Source organism: Ignavibacteria bacterium, from assembly GCA_016707005.1.
Classification (GTDB): Bacteria; Bacteroidota; Ignavibacteria; order Kapaibacteriales; family Kapaibacteriaceae; genus UBA10438.
This window is the reverse complement of sequence record JADJIQ010000002.1, coordinates 338,398-360,927: the sequence shown is the minus strand read 5'-3', so window position 1 is coordinate 360,927 and position 22,530 is coordinate 338,398. Positions and strand designations below refer to the sequence as shown.

Annotated in this window: 14 protein-coding genes; 7 read left to right on the top strand and 7 right to left on the bottom strand. The window is 53.8% G+C overall.

Annotated elements, in window-relative coordinates; translation table 11 throughout:
- Positions 1-4: 4 nt before the first annotated feature.
- From IPI29_04360 to IPI29_04345, 4 genes are all read left to right on the top strand, one after another.
- Positions 5-2,119, top strand: a complete 2,115-nt coding sequence (locus IPI29_04360; GenBank protein ID MBK7411771.1) for a hypothetical protein — start codon at positions 5-7, stop codon at positions 2,117-2,119.
- A complete protein-coding gene (locus tag IPI29_04355; protein ID MBK7411770.1) occupies positions 2,107-3,738 on the top strand; it encodes a mechanosensitive ion channel in 1,632 nt (543 codons plus the stop codon). Before IPI29_04360 ends, IPI29_04355 begins: the two co-directional genes overlap by 13 nt.
- Positions 3,738-4,595 (top strand): hypothetical protein, encoded by an 858-nt coding sequence (locus tag IPI29_04350; protein ID MBK7411769.1) that lies wholly within the window; start codon positions 3,738-3,740, stop codon positions 4,593-4,595. Before IPI29_04355 ends, IPI29_04350 begins: the two co-directional genes overlap by 1 nt.
- A gap of 80 nt (positions 4,596-4,675) precedes the next feature.
- Positions 4,676-4,897 (top strand): hypothetical protein, encoded by a 222-nt coding sequence (locus IPI29_04345; GenBank protein ID MBK7411768.1) that lies wholly within the window; start codon positions 4,676-4,678, stop codon positions 4,895-4,897.
- 1 nt (position 4,898) lies between these two features.
- On the opposite strand, the gene IPI29_04340 is transcribed toward IPI29_04345, so the two are convergent.
- Positions 4,899-6,809, bottom strand: a complete 1,911-nt coding sequence (locus tag IPI29_04340) for a hypothetical protein (GenBank protein ID MBK7411767.1) — start codon at positions 6,807-6,809, stop codon at positions 4,899-4,901.
- Between the two features lie 189 nt (positions 6,810-6,998).
- Between IPI29_04340 and IPI29_04335 the strand changes: the two genes are divergently transcribed.
- On the top strand, positions 6,999-8,426 hold the full coding sequence (locus IPI29_04335; GenBank protein ID MBK7411766.1) for a right-handed parallel beta-helix repeat-containing protein: 1,428 nt from the start codon (positions 6,999-7,001) through the stop codon (positions 8,424-8,426).
- Positions 8,427-8,484: 58 nt separating this feature from the next.
- Here IPI29_04335 and IPI29_04330 read toward each other — a convergent pair whose 3' ends face one another.
- The 3 genes from IPI29_04330 to IPI29_04320 all read right to left on the bottom strand — a co-directional run bounded on the left by IPI29_04330 (position 8,485) and on the right by IPI29_04320 (position 16,148).
- A complete protein-coding gene (locus IPI29_04330; GenBank protein ID MBK7411765.1) occupies positions 8,485-12,831 on the bottom strand; it encodes a hypothetical protein in 4,347 nt (1,448 codons plus the stop codon).
- A 91-nt stretch (positions 12,832-12,922) separates the two neighbouring features.
- Positions 12,923-14,665: an ABC transporter ATP-binding protein gene (locus IPI29_04325; protein MBK7411764.1), complete on the bottom strand. Its 1,743-nt coding sequence runs from the start codon at positions 14,663-14,665 to the stop codon at positions 12,923-12,925.
- A 127-nt stretch (positions 14,666-14,792) separates the two neighbouring features.
- Complete coding sequence (locus tag IPI29_04320; protein ID MBK7411763.1) at positions 14,793-16,148, bottom strand: WG repeat-containing protein; 1,356 nt, start codon at positions 16,146-16,148, stop codon at positions 14,793-14,795.
- 99 nt (positions 16,149-16,247) lie between these two features.
- Here IPI29_04320 and IPI29_04315 point away from each other — a divergent pair, with 99 nt between their 5' ends.
- A complete protein-coding gene (locus IPI29_04315; protein ID MBK7411762.1) occupies positions 16,248-19,544 on the top strand; it encodes a hypothetical protein in 3,297 nt (1,098 codons plus the stop codon).
- 3 nt (positions 19,545-19,547) lie between these two features.
- On the opposite strand, the gene IPI29_04310 is transcribed toward IPI29_04315, so the two are convergent.
- Positions 19,548-20,189 carry a hypothetical protein gene (locus IPI29_04310; protein ID MBK7411761.1) on the bottom strand — a complete coding sequence of 214 codons (642 nt, stop codon included), beginning with the start codon at positions 20,187-20,189 and terminating at the stop codon, positions 19,548-19,550.
- On the bottom strand, positions 20,119-20,667 hold the full coding sequence (locus IPI29_04305) for a hypothetical protein (protein ID MBK7411760.1): 549 nt from the start codon (positions 20,665-20,667) through the stop codon (positions 20,119-20,121). Before IPI29_04305 ends, IPI29_04310 begins: the two co-directional genes overlap by 71 nt.
- 176 nt (positions 20,668-20,843) lie before the next feature.
- On the opposite strand from IPI29_04305, the gene IPI29_04300 reads away from it, so the two are divergent.
- On the top strand, positions 20,844-21,419 hold the full coding sequence (locus IPI29_04300) for a hypothetical protein (GenBank protein ID MBK7411759.1): 576 nt from the start codon (positions 20,844-20,846) through the stop codon (positions 21,417-21,419).
- Between the two features lie 129 nt (positions 21,420-21,548).
- On the opposite strand, the gene IPI29_04295 is transcribed toward IPI29_04300, so the two are convergent.
- Positions 21,549-22,511: a glycosyltransferase family 2 protein gene (locus IPI29_04295; protein ID MBK7411758.1), complete on the bottom strand. Its 963-nt coding sequence runs from the start codon at positions 22,509-22,511 to the stop codon at positions 21,549-21,551.
- Positions 22,512-22,530: the final 19 nt, after the last annotated feature.

Here is a 22,530-nt window from a genome sequence, read left to right as displayed (position 1 = left end):
ATTTATGCGTTCATGGAACGCTGTGGGGACATGGTGTATCGTCTTGCTGATGATGACATTTACAGCGGAGCGCGCTCTTGCCCAGACTGGAGCGCCGGACAGACGCCCGCTGCTCAAGGTGGGTGTTGAGATCGTAGACGTTGCGCAGCAACCGTCCGGACGAGTATGGGTCACGACTCGTACGTTTGACGTATACACGGCAATGCCGGGCGATAGGTCATGGTCACGCTGGGAACTCCGCTTCGATGGACTTAAGGCCAAGCTCGAAGTGAAACGTGTGTCCCGCTTGATCTTCCTCAGCGATTCTGTTGGCGTGTTGGCCGGTGATATCCTCACCTATGAGCGAGGAAGTCCTGTCTCTTGCGTTCTGCGAACGACGAACGGCGGTTCGTCCTGGAGCACGTCCATCATCGCGCCGGACTCCATGGCGGTAAGTGATGCGTTACGCGTAACGAGCGACGGCATGATGTTCATGCTTGATCTTGGCGGACGCTTTTGGACCTCGCCGGATCAGGGGCTCCACTGGTCCCAGGGTAAACTTCCGATGTCGATGCAGACGGCTGAAATTAAAGAAATGGACATGACGTCGTCCAAGATGGGTGCGGCGATCGACCGTAGCCGAACTATTTCGTTCACAACGAACGCTTGGCAGACTGTGATCCCGGCACGATTGTCATCGAGGCCGATCGTCCGCACTCAACCGAACCTTCTTGATCGCTTCTCGTGGTCGCGTGACCTGATGTTATGGAACGACCGTCTGATCCTCATAGAAGGACGAGACATCTATATCACTATGCTCGGTGATCTTCTTTGGGAGCGTTGGGATGGTGTTGCAAGTGTCTGTATGTCCGACGATCGGCAGTACGTCTACTATGTAGACGTTCAGGGTCAACTTTGGCGTTGGAAGAATGGAGATTCATCGGGAGTGAAGATCGCCGATGGACTGCTCATGCCGCGTGCAATGCGAGCAGCTCATGGTAGAGTGATTCTCTATCGTCCCGAAACTGGCCCGATCGTCGTAGACGGCACGAACAAGATCACCATGCGCATGTATGCGGATAAGGGTGAGATCGAACATCCATTGCGCACTCAACGTGACGTAGACACGGAATGGGGTATTGATTGGATCGAGCCCAACAGTCTCGTCATCGATATCTATCGCCGGAAGGTTCCATCGGGACAATGGCAGCGTGACACCTTCACGTTGTCCGGAAAGACCTTGTTTAGAACCGTTGGTGACGACAGTCTGGTGATCGGTGAGGGTTCCCAAGCCACGTTGTATGATGGAAAGGCAAGGGCGTTCTCAAGGTATACATTGACGAAACCGATTGAATCGTTCTTCGCAGCTCCTCTTGCAAGTTTTCGTATCAAGATGGACAGAAGGAACGGCCAAACAACTACATCCAAGTGGTGTGACTACCGACTCAAGTCCGGCCAATTCCAATGTTCTGAGTTGGTGGATAGTACACGCGAAGGTGTTCGTTCCGTGCAATTCCAGCGATCATATCCCCGAGATTCGGTTGTGCAGTTGTTATCCGCAATGAACAAGGAATCCAACTCCTTTCCATCTGTGCGATCTCTTGCGTTTACCGAAGAGGACAAGCTGCAATACAGAAACATGCTCGATACGATCTTTCGTTATGATGGGTATTTCGATACCCTAGACATGTACCGTCCACCGCCTTCAACAGATATTCAGATCACCTCAACGATCAAGTCCTTTTCTGATGTTGTCAACGAGCTTCCTACACTCTCGGACGAACAGTTAGGCAGGGCTATTGTTGCGTTTCGACATTGGCCGTCGGATCTCGACGTGCGATACATGGTTGAGTTCACCAACACCGCTGGCGACGTAGTCCATGTAGAGCTCGATCGATCCATGGAGGTTCACCTTCCGCTCCTCATGCCATGGAAGGTTTCGTACAGAACTCAGGCTTGGCACTGGTATGGCAAGGATATGGGACGATTCTATATCGGTTCACAGCCACCGGCAAACGTTCCGCAGATACTCCTGCAAATGATGGATCCGAAGTGGATGTTGCTGGCCGTTGCAGCATCGTTGGACGCTGATCGATATGGCCGTATTCACAGATGGTATCAACGTCCATGGAAAAAGTAACGAAGTCCCCAGTCGTACATCTGTTTTTCGTGCTGGCTCTGTGCTTGTTCGGAGCAGCGGAGCTTCGGGCGGATCTGCTTGACTCCGCTGATATGGTCGGCATTTACAAGCCTGGGACGCCGGCACCGATCATCGTCAACAACAGAGAGATCGTAGTACTCCGTTCCTTCGTCTTTGCGAATGCTCCACAACAGCGGGCCAGTGCGGCAGTAGAGCGGATCCAGAAGATCCTCTCGTCGTCCTTTGTCGGGAATGTAACGCAACGGAAGTATGGTGACGGACAACTGATCGAGATCGACAGTACGCCGGTGTTCTTCCTTTCTCCGGCTGACGTTGATATCGAGAGCGGACAGAGTCACGCCGCCTTGGTGCGGAACACCATTGAACATCTGCGCATGACCATTACGGAGGCACGTGAGCTCTCCGACCCAACCTTGCTTCTTTGGGCGCTTCTTTGGTCAGGGGGATATCTGATCGCATGGCTCGTGGTCACACGGTTGATCTTTCTTCTGAAGAAGAAGATCCACCATTGGATCAATCTGCAGATCGCAGAGAGAGTTGAGCAGTCAAAGATCGGTGGGATTGTGAAGGGCACCGCTTCACACACGATCTATACGGTGGTTGAGCGATCCGTAGTGACGTTTGCATGGATCCTGGTGATGATCACCACCTACGTGTGGGTGACCGTAACGCTTGAGAGATTTCCTGCCACGCGATCCTGGGGCGAGGGAATGGCAGATTCGGTCTTGGACGCCGGTTCATGGGTGGTAACAGGGATACTCAGCGCTCTGCCGGGTCTTGCGACTGTCTTGGTGATCGTGGTGGTGACGCGTATCATCAACAGGGTCCTTGGATATGTCTTTGAGCGTGTTCAACAAGGTGAGTATGAGCTGCCTTGGGTTGACGTTGACACCATTGCACCAACTAAGAGGATCATTACCCTTGTTCTCTGGGTCTTTGCTCTTGCCTTTGCCTATCCGTATCTGCCGGGTTCGAGCAGCGAAGCCTTCAAAGGCGTGAGTGTCCTTGTTGGTCTGATGATCTCCTTTGGTACAACCGGTGTGGTTGGACAAGCCGCCAGTGGATTTATCCTTATGTACTCACGCATCATTCGCATTGGCGAGTACGTGGTGATCGGAGAACATCGTGGCACAGTGCAAAGGATCGGCTTTTTCAATACGATTCTGACAACGCCGTTTCGAGAAACCGTAACCATCCCGAATTCTGTGATTCTTTCGTCGACCGTAGTGAATTCAACGAGGATGGCAGAGACCGGACTTGTTGCATCCACTACTGTCACCATCGGATACGATACGCCGTGGCGTCTCGTGCACGAAATGCTTATCACGGCCACCCAAAGAACACCGGGAATCGCCGCTGAACCTGCTCCGTTTGTGTCCCAAACAGCACTCGACGACTTCTATGTTGAGTATCGTCTCACATTTAACATCATCGACAGGACCACACGGCGTGTTACTATGACAGCGCTGCATGGTGCCATACAGGATGTGTTCAATGAGAACGGTCAGCAGATCATGAGTCCGCATTACGAGATGGATCCTGACAGACCCAAGGTCGTGCCACCGGGGAAATGGAACCCGCCCCATTCTTCACCGTGATGTTCCGATCGATCATACCAACGTTGATCTTCTTGGCAGCAACCGTTGTCAGCGCACAACACGCCCCCTTGATCGATGTGAAGGGGGCTGTCTCGGAGTTCATCAGTGACGACGAGATACCGCAGTTCGTAATACGAGGGATCGTGGTGACGGGCAAGATCGATACGATGAAGGCCGTGATCAAGACATCAACGGTTCGCGCGTTGGGGAGCGACTATGCTCGATACAAGCCCGTTCTCGATAAGGTGGCGTGGATGGTCCTTGACTCAACACGTTCGGAGGTTGTCCTTTCGCTTCATCTCGATGGGAAGGCGATCCCACTTCCCCCAGACTCCGTGCGTGGCTCTGTGCGACTAACGGTAAGTGCCGCTGTGTGGAATGGCGCGGATTGGCTAGGGACCACGTCAGAGGCATTTACAGTGCCTGTGGCAAACGTCACTGTACCTCGACCGATGATCGCAGCGCATGCGATGAAGGTTGCCAAGACCGCATCTCCAAGCGGAGGAATAGGCTTCACGATCACGGGCATACGACTGGTGCGCCCTACCCCCGATTCCGTGGACCGAATGCCGGACGTGCGTGTGATAGAGTTCGGCGACGTCAGTGCCGTGTATGAGACACGATCTGTCAGAACGATGGATGGAGAGAAAGACGGAAAACGCTCGATATCGCTTACATCGGAGATCGACGCGGAGGGGAATGTAACGGTGCGCGGCGTCCTTGAGGGTCAGGCACTGCCTCAATCTGCTGCCAAGGAACCATTTTCCTTTGTGATGTCTGTAAAGGGGCGCCTGCGTCACGGTCACATCTTTGGGTCGATGCGGAACAAATCCATACCAGTCACCGTCTCCCGATGATCCTGAAAAAAGAGTAGGATTCGGGTTGCTTGTACGTATATTTACGTACAGATGGATCGTTCACTTGGGGGAGAGTACCCATGGATCATCAGAGAGACGAGCGGGCCGTGAACAGACCGTGTCCCCATTGCAAGACCAATGGGCCAAAGGACCTTATTCCGTCACGGAGCAGTGTACGGTGGTTCTTCAAACACAGACCAACGCATGAAGCGATGTGTCCGAACTGCCTGCGGATCTTCGATCCGGCAGCCCGACAACTGTTCCGAAAGTTTCGAGAAACGTTGGCGATGTGGGTGGCCTGATCTACCAGTAGTAACGCCAGTCGAAGACGAAACGAAAACCAAAATGTATGATCGGTTGCAGGTCCGGTCCTGGAGCAACAGTGCCATCTGTCTTGAACGTCTCTGAGTAGATCGGCAGATCCACTCCGGTGAACATCTGAACAGTCAAACCAGAACTCTGATTACTGGCAAATGATCGGAATGGTTTGTACTCGAGGATCGGCACGTCGAGATAGATAGACTGGATACCCACGAATTCTGGTACAATGCCATTCTCCGTTTCTCTTGGCATGAAGGCCCTATCTGTTGCATCATAGCCGTAGAACGAGGCACCGATCTCTCGACCGAGCATGAACTGGAACCGCCCGAGCGGAGTGGCAATAGCCGTTTGCCAAGGAATGATCCCGCCGTTGCCGGCAACAACAGCCATTTGCTGGTAGGTCTGCGGTGAAATAAGGAGCAGTGGTATGGCCAGGATGAGATCACCCGGCACAAGCCAGAACGGTAACCGAATGCGCATTTGATAAGCATTGCGAGACGGGATCGCAGCGGTTACGGCGCCGCCAACGGAGAGCGACTTTTCCGGAAAGAACGACTGCGTAGAGGCACCGTCAATTCTAAAGCCCCCTTCAAGAAAGACGAGTCCATCACCGGACTCATTGAGGACACCCTCAAGCCCCATACCAAGACGGAGATTGATATCAAGGGATGCCATACCGCCGGCATCAGACTGAAGTGAATTGAAACCGTTGCTCATACCTACCAACCGAGCACCGGAATTGAATCCAACAAAACCACCGAGCTCTGCGCGGAAACGGGGAAGTGAGCCTGAGCCATCTGCAAGACCAGGAACGGGGAGGTCACGAATGATATCCGTAAGCCGATCGATGGTACCTGAACCGATATCCACCAGGGCGGGCATCACGTTGTTCTCGCAGACGTTGAATGGATAGGCTAGGAACTCCGATCCTTTTTCAGCCGGGACATTGTCCACGGCACCGGTATAGGCATCGATGAGTTGTTCAAGGCTGGTGCGGATGGTCTTTGCTGCGTTCTCTGCGTCTTCAGGACGCATGTAGGCATCACCCTTGATGATGGTCTGACGTCCGCTCCACGTGGTGATCTCCATCCCATGTTCACAGTAGTAGTCGTGCGTTCCTTTGCGGATAGATGTTTCGCCCCATGTTCCGGCTACGTGACCGGAAGCAAAGGTGTCTTCGAGGAAGTGCAGGGCAAATGCTTCATCGGCCATGGCGGCAAGAGCAAGGTCACGACGTTGATCTTCGCTGAGGGTATTGTCCGTGCGGAGTCGGGTGATCTTCCGCATCGCACTCTGATGGAAGATCGCATACGCACCAAGAGCGTTGAGTTCTGCGCCGGGAACAAGGCAATCGTGAGCGTACTGTCGCATATCGATCGTAGCGAACGTACGAGCGAGCAAGAAGTGTACGTTGTTGGATCCGGCTCGCGTAGCATAGTTGGGATCGGTGCGTTGCATCCGGATGTCTGAGTTCCGCAGCGCATTCACGCGGTCGTAGTTCCCGGATGACGAGGCCAGGTCTTCCTTCAGACGTGCAGCGATATCCGCTACGCCCAGGATCCACTTGGTTCGCAGAACGTTATCGAGAAGTTGTTGAGGAGAACACGAATGATCACCGCCGATCGCCGGCCATGAAGCCCAGTCCAGACATTGAGGTTCACGTCCTTGCAACGGATCCACCACCAGGCTGCAGAGTCGCGATTCATTCCCACGTCGAGCCATAGCCCATATCGAATCAAACGTTGCCCTGCGCTGAGCGTTCAGTCGAACCACTGCCTGTACGGCGATGTCTCTGTGCTCCGGATAGACCCAGGCACTTGCCTCAGTGGTGATAAACACCATCGCTCCAACGACAAGCACCGCCGCAGCCAGCTGACGTATGTGTGTTTTCATGCGCGAAGATAGTGTAAGTCGAAGAGACGTTATGACAAGTATGACGTTATGACAAGTATGACAACCATGACGTTATGACAAATATGACGTTATGACTAATATGACGCCCCTTCGCCCCTTCGCCTCTTCGCCTCTTCGCCCCTTCGCCCCTTCGCCTCTTCGCCCCTTCGCCCCTATCTCGGAGTCCCCATGAACTGGTTCATCAACACGATCACGTTTGCTATCGCAAGTGTTGCCGCCTCAGCCACCGTCCTCAACGTCGGAACCGGACAGCAATACACGGACGTAGCGGTGGCCGTTAGAGCTGCCACGCCGGGGGATACTGTTCTGATCCATCCGGGGACGTATCGTGGGACGTTCTGGATAGAGAACATCAATGGTCGGGTCAACGAACGGATCGTGATCAGGGGAACAGAGAGGTCTACGGTGGTCTTTGACGGGGGAACGGAATCGATGCACTTCTCCGATTGTTCCTACCTCACGCTTGAGAATTTCACGGTGAGGGGACAGACCGGGAATGGAATGAACATCGATGATGCGGGGACCATTGAGACCCCTGCCCACCATTTCTTGATCAGGAATGTGACGTTCACGGACATGAATGCTACGGGGAACAATGATCACCTCAAACTCTCCGGACTGAGCGATTTCCGGATCACTGAGTGTCTGTTTGAAAGGGGCTCAACAGGCGGTAGCGGGATCGATATGGTGGGGTGTTTCAATGGCTCCATCGACAACAACTCCTTTCGTTCTCAGGGCTCGAATGCGATCCAGGCTAAAGGGGGAACACGGTTCATTCTCATCCGTGCGAACATGTTCGTCGATGCCGGACAGCGCGCGGTGAATCTTGGTGGGTCAACCGGATTGCAGTTCTTCCGTCCCATTGATGCAACATTCGAAGCTGCAGACCTGCAAGTGTATGCCAACGTCTTCATTCGCTCCGTGGCACCGATCGCCTACGTTGGCTGTGTACGTGTTGATGTTGCCAATAACACGATCATTCATCCAGAGCGTTGGGTGTTTCGCGTACTGCAGGAGACGGTGGATCCAACGCGTTTCCAACCGTGCGGCGACAACTCCTTCCGCAACAACATCATCGTCTATCGATCAACGATCAGCACACACGTGAACGTCGGCGGGAATACCGCGCCGGAGACGTTCACGTTGTCGAATAATCTGTGGTACAATTCCGACGATCCAACGCGGTCACGCCCATCACTGGGAGTGATGACAGAGACCGCTTCGATCTATGGTCAAGACCCACTTCTTGTGAATGTACTCACCGACCAACATCTGCAATCGTCAAGTCCGGCTATCGGTAAGGGGCTCCTCATTTCCGATACACTTACGGACCTCTCGGGGAGACGTTTTGCATCGCCCCCTTCCATCGGAGCGTATGAGGGGGCTTCTACCACAAGTGTTTCGGACGAACAGACCTCCCAACAGCTGATCCGCCGCATCTCGGCCGATCAGGTGAAGATCACGATCCCACCGGGCACTGACGTTTTGTTGTATGTGGTCTATGACCTTGGCGGACGCATCATTCGTTCTTCACGCATCGGTGAAGGTGAACACATCGTGAATGTGTCATTGAACGAGTTTGTTGTGGTGAAATAGAAAAGGCCGCATCCCTGGTGGAATGCGGCCTTTGTTGGTCATCTGTGCGGAACTTGTATTACCTCACGATACGCAGCGGTTGTGAATACACACCGTGCGGTGTGCGCAAGACGATGGTGTACGATCCCTGCGGGAGAGAGTGGACATCCGCTTGAACCACGTGGTTGCCTTCATCGAGCGGACGATGCAACAACGTTAGAAGCGTAGTACCGCGAATGTCGGTCACGATAAGCTCTGCATCCGTTGTTGGTTGATCGAGCGTAAGAGCAACAGTCACCTGAGATCCGGCAGGATTGGGAACCACGCTGTTGATCTGCAGGCTTGGACGATCATTGCCACCGCCGTTGACCTTAGAGATTGGATCGGAGAGGGTGAACGTGCCTTCAGAGATCAGGCCGCCGGCCATATCGTAGGATGCAAAGCCGAGGTCCACAGTAGCCCCTTCGATACCGGAGAGCATCAGGTAGATCGGTTGTACCGACGTTCCGGGTTCAATGCCGGCGAGGCCGTTGAGTGCTGCACTTACAGAATGCCCGTCGTTATCGTTGGCGATCAGAGCAAGCAAGGCGCTGGAGGCATCTTCACTTGCAGGTCCAACAGCAAGGATGCGAACGGAGTCTGATGCACGCAAGCGTACAGCAGCCACTCGTGCATTGTATCCATTGGCGTTGGTGAAGGTGATCGCATACGTGCGCACGTTCTTCGGCTTCGTTGTTGGGTCACCGGCCACAACGTCTGGCGCGGCACCGGGAACACGAGCAATGTAGCGTACTGTCTCGCTGAACTCTTGTCCGCTGCCTGAGGCGTCGGTGTAGAGGTACCGCACATCAACAGGGAACTGCTTGAGCTTGGCCGAGTTGTCAACCACGAGGTCTACACCAAGCGTTGTTCCCGGAGGAGCATCAACAGCAATAAATCCGGTCGATCCGGTCATGATGCCGTCTGTTGCACCGCTCTTAAGACTTACGAGTGGCGCACCGATGCAGATCACTTCCGCACCCTGCATGGTGGTGGTGTTATCTGGTCGGGCAGGATTAACGATCCACAATGTGCCCTTGGTATCATCCTGCATTACCACAGACATTGTGGTTGCCGTATCTGCTTGTGCTTCTTCGGCTCCCTTCACACCATGTTTCACACCAGTCCACTTTGGTCCACCTGTCCATCCCGAGTGATCCCACGGAACAAAGGCATACTTGCGAACGATGGTGTCATACACAAGGTCTGTACACGTAACACATTTGCAGTCTGTGAACGAATACCGGATGGCAAAGATCAAGGTATCGAAACACTTGAAGCTTGCAGGAGGTGCAGGGAACAGCATGTTGAGCTGAACGCCTGCCCCTTGCATGAAGGAGATACATTCACCCGGACCCCATTGTGCTTCGCGACTGTAGAGTTGTAGCAGCAGCGGACCAGGTGCAAGTGTTGGCGTGATCGCACCGGAGAGAATATCACCGAAGCATCGTTGCCATGCCGATGGAACGTTGTTACATACCGTACGGCGCTGAACGCTGACAATGGTTGCACTGAATTGTTTGATCGGTGCCGGACCAGCCGTCATTGTTGCCGTGAGTGATACGTTTCCGGCGTTGTTGTAGGTGAGCTTCGTGTGATCGACACGACGGATGAACTCCTTACAACAGTCGGAAGGGGGCTCTGTAGGACATGGTGGCAGATCTCGCAAGACGCTGTCTCGGCAGATGACCTGACCGTTGATCACCAACGCCCAATGAAGCGTGATCATCGCATCAACAGGCGGAATGTCCGTGAACGTTGATGTGATAGTGAAGGATCCGGTTGGGATGGTGAACGATGCCGGAGAGAACGTCCCTTGCGGTGAACTGAGCATCAATACTCCGCCGGCATTCGCATTCCAGCCGGAGATCGTAAAGGTGTACTGTTGGTTCCCGGCAGCGTCCTTTCCTGCACACACAACACCAAGCTTCACACTATCGATACAGTCGAGCTTCTCAATGGTCACACATGCCGGATTGGATTCCAACATGCCTATGACCTGATCGGAGATGATCGTACTTGCAATGAGGTGTCGGACAGCAGCGTTGGCCGCAAAGGTATTGCACGATGTAGCCTTGTCTGCCGCTCCTGGGCCTACGTTCGCATTGAACTCCGACGTGGCTGAGAAGGTGGCGGCTATAGGAGCTGCACCGAAGTAATAGCCAGGGTTCTTCGCACCAGCGGAGAGACCCGGAGTCCACGTCCCTAACGTGCCGCAGCCGGCAGTGAACATCGGGCCTGGAGCACCAGTTGGCGCAAAATTCGTCACACGTGCAAAGCTTAATGGGTTCGCATATGCAGTAGCGGGCGGTGCAGACGTGATGGCTGAATTCCACGCTACATTGAAAGCACTGCCGCGCGGTGTGCACGGACCAAGGATGAGTTGATCTGTAGCCCCGTTGTCTCGAGGCAAGAGGTCAGCGAACGTTACATGTCGCAAGCTCACACTCCCCGTTGCAACCGTCAGACCCAGCTTGTAGGAGATCACTCCGCCAGCTGTTGACGTGGTTGTGGATGAGTAGGTTGGACCGCCCTGTTGCTTCACGCCCTTGGAAAGGGTGAAACCGGCCGTGCCAACCACCGTAACGTATTCGATGTTTGAGGTGACCGTTGATGGGAGGTTGCCCCCGCTGATCGTGAACTTGTTCGGAATGTTTCCGAGAGCCGATGTGTCTACGACCTTTACATCAAACTCGATGTAGTAGAATGGAACACCGGCCGTGCCATACATGCCGCAGTTGCTGAAGAACATGTTCTGACAAACCGCCGGGATCGATGGCAACGTTGCAGTAACGGTGTTCGTTACCGGGTTGTTCGTGATCGTAACCCCTGCCCAGGTGGTAGCTGGAGAGCAAGGGGCGTTCCAGGCTGTTGAGGAGTAGTATGACGCATTGCCGATGTACTGGAGATTGTTGTCGAGCACATCTGTGATGGTTGCACCCGTCAAGGCCAGTCCGCCAATGTTCTGCACACGCAGTCTGTACCGGAAGATCTGTCCAGGTGTATACGACGGCAGCTCACTGCACACTTCCTTCCACACGCACGCTGCAGGTGCAGGGGCAGCCACAACGAATGATGCACATGCCTTGATCGGAGCGAATCCCGGAGCGGTGAACCACGCACAGTTGGTGATCGTGGATCCAACAACGGCCGTGAGTGGGATGGTGAAGTTGATCTCGAAGTATCGGCATTGGCCCGGTGCAAGCGAGGCACCCGTGGCTGTGACCACGTTTCCAACCAGATTTGCCGTTACGCCGGCAGAGACCGTTCCGAGAGAGATAGCAGTCAGCGAAGTAGGTATGGTATCGGTGACAGTGAACGAAGAGATCGTTGTAGTGCCGTTGTTGCAGATGTACACGAGATACTTACCCGTGCACCCCGGTTGGCCGTTCGTATAGGCCCACTTGCTGATCGTAGCGCTGTTGATGGCCTTGATCTCTACGCAGGTAGTGTTGCTCGTGTCGGATATCTGACCGCACGGTTGATTAGCCGTTCCGGTTGTTCCTGTGAGAACGGCTTTGTTGGTGATGGTAGAACCGTTCGGGAAGAGGGCGCGTGGATAGAGGACAACGAACTGACAGCAGACCATGTTATACATGGTTGTTGCTGAAAGACTGCCAACGTTCCACGTGATGGTATTGCCCGACTGTGTAGCGCTGCATGTTGACGACTGCAGAATGGCCCCGGTAGGGAGCACATCGGTAACGACGCCACCAACAAGGTTGAGCTGTCCAGTTGTCCCAACATTCTTATACACACAAACCTGATACGTCACCACTGAGTCTGCTGTGGCATAAGGACATGGTCCGCCTTGATATGCTGCACCAGTGATATACTTGGTGATATTCCACGGCTCCGTTGCAATTGCACGGATCGAAACAAATGGCGTGCAGAGGTCCGTAGCCGAACCGGCTCCTAGGAAACCCTGGAGGCAAACTCGATTGCGGGCTGTGGTGCCATTACATGTAGTACCGTTGGGGAACTGACAGGTGATGGTAAAAGACCCAGAACACCCTGAAGGGAGGGATGCCCATGAGAGCGAATAGGTGCCCCCCATGGCATTGATCGCCGGACTCACCACGGTGGGTGTTCCGCACGGCGACGTGTAGGATGCGCCCAGGAACTCAAGAGATCCCGGAAGCACGTCTGTGATAGTCACATTTGTTGCTCCGGCCGGAATAGAGAAGTACACGGTGTAGGAGAACGTCTGGCCGATATTGATGGCCGTATCACTCTCTACCTTCTTCAGTGTAAACCCGTTCTGTTGGGCTTCGGCTACCCATGCTTGGGCCTTCGCCTGTGGTTGATCCGCGATCGTCATGCAGATCGCAATGGCACAAGCAGTGAGGAGACGACAAGCCCCCTCAAAGAGTTGGACTCTCTTCATACGTATTCCCCTTCGGTGGTAATCGATCAGAAACTACTGGAAAACCGAATACCGCCGACGGAGCAATGCGAGAAAAGGTTCCCAGGTATTTCTACCGAGCCTCGCCGATCTGCTGACGCCACATGGCATAGTACAGACCCTTTTCATCGAGCAGGGTGGCATGGGTCCCGGTTTCGATGATCCGCCCCTTCTCCAGCACGTAGATCCTATCGGCATGCATGATGGTTGAGAGTCGGTGAGCGATCATCACAGTGATGTGGTCCTTCCGCTCCGAAATGTCCCGGATGGTGCTGGTGATCTCTTCCTCGGTGATCGAGTCGAGAGCAGACGTGGCCTCGTCAAAGATCAATACGTCCGGCTGGCGCAGCAAGGCGCGCGCGATGGACAATCGTTGACGCTCGCCGCCGGAGACTTTTACGCCCCCTTCACCGATGACGGAGTCGAGCCCCTTATCCGCGCGGGCAAGAAGGGAATCACAGGCAGCTTTTTTGAGAACGTCGAGACATTGTTCGTCTGTGGCAGTTGGGTTGACGAAGAGAAGGTTGTCGCGGATGGTCCCGGCAAAGAGCTGGGTCTCCTGCGTCACAAAACCAATAAGCTGCCGCACGGCATCGAAATCGAGCTCCTTGGAGTCGATCCCATTATAGAGGAGCTTGCCTTCTTGTTGCGTATACAGTCCAACGAGGAGCTTCACCAAGGTGGTCTTGCCTGACCCCGACGGACCAACAAAGGCAACGGTCTCCTTTGTCTGGACGTTTACTGTGATCCCTTCAAGTGCCGGTGCCGAGGCGCTGCGGTGCTTGAAACTCACATCACAGAGTTCGATGGTTTTCACACGATCGATGCTGCGTGGTGCTGCCGGTTTCCGTTCTACTGGTGTATCGAAGATCTTCTTGAGATTGTCAAGTGATGCCTCTGCTTCACGGTAGATACTGATGATCGCTCCAAGTTCTTGAAGGGGGCCGAACAGGAAGAAGGAGTAGACGAAGAGCGAGAACATTGCACCGATGGTGATGGTGCCGTCATACACAAGGTAGAGCATCACGAAGAGAATGGCCGTACGCATGAAGTTGACGATGGTGCCTTGGATGAAGCTCAGGGAGCGGACGAAACGCACCTTCTTGAGCTCGAGTCCGAGGATCTTCTCCGTCACACTGTTGAGTCGGTTGATCTCCTGATCTGCGAGGCCGAGCGACTTTACAAGTTCGATATTGCGCAACGACTCCGTGGTGCTGCCACTCAATGCCGTTGTCTCGGCAACGATCACCTTCTGCATCTTCTTGATCCTCTTGCTGAGGATGTTGCTCACAACGCCAATGGACGCAACGCCAACAAAGTAGAGGACTACGATGATCCAGTGTACACTGAACGCGTAGAAGACAACGAAGATGATACCCACGAACGTTGTGAACAGAATGTTCACCGATGCACCGATCACACGTTCAGCATCGGTTCGCGCCTTTTGCAGTATCCCCAGCGTTTCGCCGCTGCGTTGGTCTTCGAAGTCCTGGTAGCTCAGTTGGAGGGAGTGACGCAGTCCGTCTGAATAGATCGCTGCACCCACTTTTTGAACGATGTAGTTGACGAAATAATCCTGGAAGTTCTTTGCTGTGCGCGACATGAACGCAGCGCCAACGGCAAGTCCAAGAAAGAGCAGCACCTTCCACAAGAAAACATCCGCAGTGAGCCTCGGTGTGGCAAGGATCACATTGTCGATCGTATACCGGAAGATGAGCGGATCCAGCAGGGAGAAAAGCTGGTTGACTGCGGCCAAAAGAAGCGTCAGAACAACGATCTTCTTATGGGCTTTGAGGTAGGAGAGCAGGAGCTTCATTGGAATAGCGAATAGCGAATAGTGAATAGCGAATAGTGAACAGTGAACAGTGAACAGCGAACAGCGAACAGCGAACAGCGAACGTACGAAGAATGGTTTAGTTGTATGTTGGCACACACTATTTTGTTCAGTCAGGTCGCCTTAGCTCGATTCGAGCGGTTCCTGAGCGATCGATGAAGTAGGTTCTGTAAACCTTGGCGGTCTCGTCGAATCGTGCCAGAAATGCACGGCCGGAGTGAAATGGTCGGATATAGCCGTTCTGAATGCGTTCGAACAAAACCGTGCCGTCTGCAGCAACAAGAGTATTGCCTTTTTCGTGCTGGATCACGTGTACGGAGTCGTCGACGGACGAGTGAACAACGATCTGCCACGGATGTAGGTCACCGACCCAGTCAACGGTTGGATTGCGCAATCGTTTTACAACACCGCCTGTGGGGTTGAGAATGAGAAGGTCGTTCGGATCTTCCTCGGGGTTGAAGGCTACAACGAGCCCCTTGATGAATGGGATGGGTTGTGCAAGGATCGGTGACGCGTCCAGGCTGTCGCTTCCAACAGTCCAAGCATGAGCAGTGGGTTGGCCAACCACGTCCATGCTGCCGTTAAAGGCATTGCGCGGATGGATGGCGATCTCGCCCGTTCTGTCCAAGTATCCGATCGAATGTGGTACCGTGGCGTCTGATACATACCCGGCTCTGCCTGAGGAGAAATGTCCCGGTTGATGTTCATACCGCGGTTCGATCACCATTCGCCCCTTACGATCAACAAATCCCCAACGAAGATCTCCCGAGGCGACGGCAGAGCGAACTGCACCTAGTCCTTCAGAGAAGATCCCGGCGTCGGAATAGTTCGGGGCTACTACAAAGACGCCTTTTGTATCGATGTATCCGAACAGGTGTGTAGCGTAGTCCTCGGCCACCGACAATCCATTATGGAAAAGGGGCTGATGTAATGTTGGTCTTCCGAGATGTTCATGTAGGGTCTGACGTGTGCCTGGGAGTTCTTTACCCAACGTATCGATCGCATAGATGTGATACGTACCCGCTATTGAGGCAGTGGTTGTTGGGTCCGGCTCTAGTACAAGTGCAAGACCTTGCGAGAACTGTGTTGCATCGATCACTGCTGCTGAGAGGATCGGTACTGTGGCACCGCGCCTATCAACGAACCGAACACGAGGGTTGGATGCTGTTGTGCCTGGTGTTCTAACGAGGCAAAGACCATTATGAAACGTGGGATAGCCACGTCCGGCCACGTGATCGAGGACCGGTGGTATGACCACCTTCCCTTTTGTGTCAAAGAAGCCCCATAACGAAGCAATACTGAAGGCGCAGAGGCCCTCGTGGAATTCACCTACATGATCTGCGTGGATCGTTTGAAGAGTGGCTGGGATCGTGATCGGGATCCCTTGGGTGTAGGCCGGACCCGACGATAGGATCGCGATTGAGATCGTGGCAATGACTGCTCGAATGACCGGTCGTGTGAACATTGCAACTCCCGTTGTGGATCCGCTATGTGCAAGTTACCCAGTCTGTTAGTCAAAAGGAACGCTATACCGTATGTTCGGGGCTACTTCCACGAGGGCGAAATGAAGAGTCTTGCGCTTACCTTACTGATTGGCATTGCGTTCATAAGTAGTATCGATGCTGATGCGCAGCACTACACCGTGCGTGTCCTCGACGTAAAACACGGGTTGCCGTCGTTCGATATCAATGGTACGCATGTAGACAGATACGGGTATACGTGGATCGCAACGCAGGACGGACTCTGCCGCTGGAACGGCCGGAGCATCGAGACCTTCATGCCAAGTCTCGAGGACTCAACCTCGATCCTCAGTCAACGCTGCTATTCGATCACAGAGCGTGCCGACGGGACGCTGCGTTTCTCATCGATCAATGGTATCTCAACATTCGATAAGGGGCGCCAAGCCTTCCGAAATTGGAGTCCGAATGGCGATCGTAACTCCACGGCACTCAAGGGTACCCTTCTGCAGTGGTTGAATGATTCTGTTGCCACGTTCATGCGACTCTCCGGTACTGCAGAGCCCCCTATGACGATGATCTGTGCTCTAGGGGCCGGACGTGTCACTCCGGCATATCTCAAGTCACCTGGGTCGGGATCGGTAGGGCCGATGATGGGATTCACATCCATGGTCGGCGATACGCTCGGTCGGATCTGGGCAGCCACACCGCAGGGTCTGGCCATGCGTGAGCGGGGAGATACGGTGTTCACCATTGTCCACAGCGTTGCGTCGCAGGATAACATGATCCCCGACGTGGTCCTCGTCCCTGAGTCGGGCCATTGGGCATGGCTTCTCGACCACCAGCGTGGTCAGCTCTTTCGCGTGGATCTGCGAACACAGGGGAAGATCACGGAGATTGCATTACCCTCTTCGTTCACCCTTGATCAGCGATTTTCAGGAGTCACGCTGGCCAACAACGAGCTCTTCCTGATCAACAGTCAGGGAGTTGCCTGTGTGATCGCTCCATCACCAACGGGGGAGTATCGCGCTCGTGCCATCGTCCTCAGCTCATTGCCCGGGTCCGAATTCTTCGTCAGCGCAACAAGTGGTTTAAGCACGTGCATCGCCGATCACAAGAACCGCGTTTGGTTCTCCGGCGTCAATGGTGTGATGCGTTTTGATACACGTACGGATCGCTTCCGATATGTACCGTTGGATCTTCCGCTCCCTGAGAGGGCAGAAGGATATGTTGTCAATCCGATCAGCGTTGACGCACAGGATCGCATAACGGCGTACGACCCAAGCATCGGCGTGGTGATCGCAGACCCGCAACGCCCCTTTGCTATGCACTCACCGCGATGGCCGTCCGAGATTTTCAAAGCAGTTGGGATAGATGAAGATCGTTTCTTGACGATGATACCCTCCCAGCAGACATCGTTCTCCATGATCAATGTTCGCAATGGGACGGCAGAATCATATGCCATCAATGGGGCTGAATCGAGCGGGAATTTCTATCGTGCGCGCGACGGTAGGATCTGGATGGGTGGACTGAAATCCGTCATCGCGTTCTGGCCGAATGAACGCACGTCAAAGCGCTACGTGATCTCCTCCGGGGTAGAGAATGGGGAACTGTACAGCGAGATCGTTGACCGTATCAGTGAGTCTCCTGACGGCAGAGTATGGGCATTTACCGACTACGGAAAATATGTTCTCGATCCGCAGTCGGATCAGTTCGTGTTCCAGAAGCCACAGGGAACGTTCAGAGATTTTATCATCCAAGATGCGGTACTCGACTTCATACCAAGTCGTGACGGCAAGACATGGGTCTATGGGTACCGGGAGCTTGGCACAATGGCTCCGGACGGTACAGTAACTCCTCTTGAGCTCAAGCCCGTAAATGCAAAGACTGAACTTCTCGCGTCGATCAAATTCGTTTCGATGATCGATGTTGGACGAGCAGTGATCATCGACCGCAGAGGTGTGGCGATCGTTGATCTCAACAAACGAACCTACGAGCGTATCAGGAGCCCCTTTGTTGAAGTTGGACGTCAGCCATATCTAGGCGCGCAACGTGATCATCTTGGCAGAGTTTGGATCGTGGCATCAACACATGTTGAAGTGTTCGATGTGAAGTCCTATCGTTTCCGACTCATTCCCCTTGAAACACAGTCGGGCAAGATGTTCATCAAGGAGGCCTACTTCCCGCGCGTGGGCAATGTGATCAAGGTGGTTCTGTTGCACAGCGACGGTTTCCATGTGCTGGACCCTCACACGATGCCGAATGTGCGAACAGATATTCGTGTGATGTTCAGTTCGCTGCACGTGAATGATTCGTTGCGTGCTCTTGAGCCATGGCTGAACGAACGAGACACACTCTCCATCGCCTATGAGGACTCACCATTTACGATCAAATTCTCTGTTGTGGACCCAACGTACGGCGAGTTCCTTCGGTATCGGTACCTGCTTGAGGGGTATGATGAGCGGTGGATCGAGACAGCTGATCTCTTCGAAGGACGGTATCAGAACGTTGGTCCGGGCACATACAGATTCCGTGTGCAGGTCTTTGATGTTGACGGGACGTGGAAGGAGCCCAGAGAGCCCCTTACTCTCATCGTTGAGCCGGCGTGGTGGCAAACGTTGTGGCTGAAGATCGGATCGGCGCTCATGATAGGTCTTGTAGGATTCGGCTTCTACCGAAACCGTGTCCGAACCATCACTGCCCGCAACCATGAGCTGGAACGTCAGGTGCAGGATCGTACACGTGATCTGAAGGCAGAACAGGAACGTAGTGACGGGTTGTTGCTCAACGTCCTTCCTGCGGCAATTGCCCTGCGATTGAAAAAGGGTGAACGGCGCATTGCTGACAGTTATTCCAATGCCTCCATCCTCTTTGCAGATCTTGTAGGCTTCACTCCTCTTACGTCAACCCTTGCACCGGAAGAGGTGGTCCACATTCTGAATGAGCTGTTCTCGCGATTCGATCGAGCAGCACGGGAACATGGCGTAGAGCGGATCAAGACCATCGGTGACGGATACATGGCGGCATCGGGTGTTCCTGAGCCGGCCGCTGATCATGCGCGACGGATGGCAGCCTTTGCCGTTGATATGAACGCAACCATGCTTGACTTCGCTCGTGAGTCGGGCTACGACCTGCACCTGCGTGTCGGTATCAACTGCGGTGATGTTGTAGCAGCCGTTGTTGGCGAAAGCCGCTTTGCCTACGACCTCTGGGGTGATGCCGTGAACGTTGCCGCTCGCATGGAAGGTCTGTGTGAATCCGATCGCATCCATTGCTCCAAGGCATTCGCAGATGCACTTCTTGAGCAAGGGGCTTCAGGATTCACCATCGAAGAGCGCGGTCACATCGACGTGAAGGGCAAGGGCGTTATGCAGACGTATTGGCTCAGCAGCAACAGATCGTAAGGATCATTTGCGTTCATCGCCATAGAAGAGAAGCTTCCATGTGTCGTTGCGAACCGATGCAACCTTTGTAGTCTTTGACGACTTCTTTGGTTCCGGTGTGATCTTCTCGTCGCATCGATGGAATGACTTCAGAGCTGCTTGCGCCTGGATCTGACATCCGCGTTCTTCGGAGCCATAGCGAATGGAATATCCTGCAAGACGATTCTTCTCGTCACACATCGGCGTAACCACTACCTGCTCAGGGGAGAGACCGTCTGCTACCTCGATCTTTGGGAACGACGTAGCACCACCACCAACACGATCTACCACCTGGCATTTGTGCGTGAGGAGCACAACGTCCTTACTCTTGTCTACCACTCGCAGCGTCACAGTCTTTGTAGCTTCATCGATCCGGGATTCGATCGTCACAGCAGCCGGATTCAAACTATCAAGTACGATGAAGAGCGATTCGCCATACTTCATCACGATCTCGTCACCCACGTTCTGAAGCGACTCTGTGCGCGGTGTGGTCTTGCCCTTCGGTGCTGGGGCATAGGTCAAGCCCCCTGCCGTGGCTACAGCCATCACGGTGTCTTCAACAACATTGATCGGACCATAGACCTTTTCTCGACTCCATTTCCGTCCGTGTGATGATCGGACCAACACGCTCAAACTCTTCACGGGTCTTGAGGAGAAGGGGCGGAAAGGTCCCCAACACTACCGTGCGAGTGTGCTCACATGATGATTGTAGGCTGGACCCAATGGCTGAAGACAGCGCCGTAGAGAAGTATGGCAATGTTGCCGGCGCATCGGACTTCCGCAAGGACCGTGTATTGCTCAACGAGTCGAGCAAACGCACTGCGGTAGCGTTGTTACTCTCCAGCACATTGCCATCACCATAGAAGATCTTCACGGCTGCCGGAGACGGCAGGTCGTTCATATACGCTCGGATATCATTCCATCCCTGCGGATCGAGCGAGATCACAGCGATGGCCACTGCGGAACTGTCCACCTGCCCCTTTATTGGCACCAATGAATCAGCCACTTCCTGAGGACCGTCCTTTGCAGACTCCCCGGAACACCCTGCAAACAGGGTAGAGCAGATGGCAAACACCACCACGCCCCTTGTCAGATTACGTATCACTCGTGAGCCCCCTACGGACGAAAGGGGGAAAATAGGGAATAGCGAATAACGAATAGCGAATAGCGAATAGCGTTCGTCATGCCGAGCGGAGCTTGTCCTGCCGAAGGGAGGATCGAGGCAGACAGTAGCCCATGACGCAGTCATGGGTTGGAGTGTGAGGAACATGTTAGGTGGACATGGCGTCTATCGCCAACACAACATTCCACGTCCGCATGATCAACAAGGGAAGAACAGCAATGGCAAGAGTACGCACGCTCGTAGTAATGGGGCTTTTGGTCCTTGGATCAACGATCTCCATGCAGGCGCAGGGACCGAAGGGCAAAGACTTTGGATTTGGGATCGTACTGGGCGAACCACTCGGTTTGACGTTGAAGTATTGGACATCAAAAGAGAATGCATGGCAGGGTAGTATCGGAGCGTCATACTTCGGTGCTCCGCGCGTTCAGGTGGACTATCTCTGGCACCTCAATGTCTTCAAATCAGATGTTGTGAAGCTCATCGCAGGCCCCGGTGCCGGTATCGGATTCGGTCACGAAGGCAGTGGATTCTGGTATAAGGATAAGGGGCAGAAGTATTGGTACTATCGCGACGATGCAGATTTCGGTATTGGCGTTCGAGTGATCACCGGTATCAACATCATACCCCGCAATACTCCCATCGAGATCTTCCTCGAGCTTGGCCCAAACATCGGTATCTATCCTGACTTCGGGGTAGGTCTGGATGCAGGTGTGGGGATCAGGTTCTATCCGTAGAACAGCGAACGCAGAACAGCGAACGCAGAACAGCGAACAGCGAACGTCATGCCGAGCGTAGTCGAGGCACGAAAATTTGTAGCCCATGACGCAGTCATGGGACATAAAAATTGACGATCAAAGCGTGCGTTAAAACGTTCGCCGTGCCGCTGCCGGCAGCCCTTCCATCATATGCTTTCGAGCTTCGATGAGCGACTGCGGGTTTGTTGTTTTGAACTCACGTTTCATATGGTTGAGCTGGGGTAGCAACGTATGCATGCGCTCAAGGGCCTTGTACCATTGTTTGTCACCGAAGGCCCAGCGGAGCAGGTAGTTCGTAGCGAGATAGATCTGATAGCGGAGTAGGGAAGCCCCCTCCAAATGAAAAAGATGGAAGAGCATCTTATTGCATCGGGAGACGATGCGCACGCGGTCTGAGGGAGAGGATGCTGCGATCGTTGATGAGGGGGCATGGGTGCATTTGGACGTTGGTACGTACAGGCACTTCCAGCCTCGTCTCCATGCACGGACCGAGAGATCTACGTCCTCCATGTAGAACGGCGAATAGATCTCGTTCATGCCGCCAAGTTCCAAAAGTTTCCTTCTGTCAATGAGAGCATTCGCACCGGAGAGAAAGAAGGTTGTTCGTACAACATTCGGTTCGATAGGATACGTTGCATTTACTGTACTGTTGAGCGAGAAGCCATCATAGACCGGCAGTTTTGCAGCATCGATCAGTCTGCCATCTGCTTCATAGATACTGCCCATTGTTCCAAACAACAACGGATCTTCAAAAAGCGGTAGCTGGTCAACGAAGTAGTTGATGTCCAAGGCCACGTCGCTATTGAGTGCCAACACCAGATCCTTGGTGGCAACGCGAAATCCACTGTTGATATTGCCGGAGAATCCCTTGTTCTCGGTGTTCACAACGACGCGCACGGTAGGATACTGCAAACGAATGAACTCAACCGAACCATCAGTTGAAGCATCATCGGCAACGATGATCTCATGATCAACAGCTATGCTGTCAAGAGCCGCTACCACTGTCGGTAGATACTCTTCGAGCAAGTGCTTGCCGTTGTAGTTGGGGATGACGACGGAGATGGAAGGCATACGATTTCAATTTGCAATA

Excerpts from the sequence above, each read along its gene's own strand:
- IPI29_04355 (MBK7411770.1), top strand. The coding sequence starts at position 2,107 with ATGGAAAAAGTAACGAAGTCCCCAGTCGTACATCTGTTTTTCGTGCTG.
- IPI29_04335 (MBK7411766.1), top strand. The coding sequence starts at position 6,999 with ATGAACTGGTTCATCAACACGATCACGTTTGCTATCGCAAGTGTTGCC.
- IPI29_04320 (MBK7411763.1), bottom strand. The coding sequence starts at position 16,148 with ATGTTCACACGACCGGTCATTCGAGCAGTCATTGCCACGATCTCAATC.
- IPI29_04350 (MBK7411769.1), top strand. The coding sequence starts at position 3,738 with ATGTTCCGATCGATCATACCAACGTTGATCTTCTTGGCAGCAACCGTT.
- IPI29_04315 (MBK7411762.1), top strand. The coding sequence starts at position 16,248 with ATGAAGAGTCTTGCGCTTACCTTACTGATTGGCATTGCGTTCATAAGT.
- IPI29_04295 (MBK7411758.1), bottom strand. The coding sequence starts at position 22,511 with ATGCCTTCCATCTCCGTCGTCATCCCCAACTACAACGGCAAGCACTTG.
- IPI29_04300 (MBK7411759.1), top strand. The coding sequence starts at position 20,844 with ATGGCGTCTATCGCCAACACAACATTCCACGTCCGCATGATCAACAAG.
- IPI29_04330 (MBK7411765.1), bottom strand. The coding sequence starts at position 12,831 with ATGAAGAGAGTCCAACTCTTTGAGGGGGCTTGTCGTCTCCTCACTGCT.
- IPI29_04325 (MBK7411764.1), bottom strand. The coding sequence starts at position 14,665 with ATGAAGCTCCTGCTCTCCTACCTCAAAGCCCATAAGAAGATCGTTGTT.
- IPI29_04340 (MBK7411767.1), bottom strand. The coding sequence starts at position 6,809 with ATGAAAACACACATACGTCAGCTGGCTGCGGCGGTGCTTGTCGTTGGA.
- IPI29_04360 (MBK7411771.1), top strand. The coding sequence starts at position 5 with ATGCGTTCATGGAACGCTGTGGGGACATGGTGTATCGTCTTGCTGATG.
- IPI29_04345 (MBK7411768.1), top strand. The coding sequence starts at position 4,676 with ATGGATCATCAGAGAGACGAGCGGGCCGTGAACAGACCGTGTCCCCAT.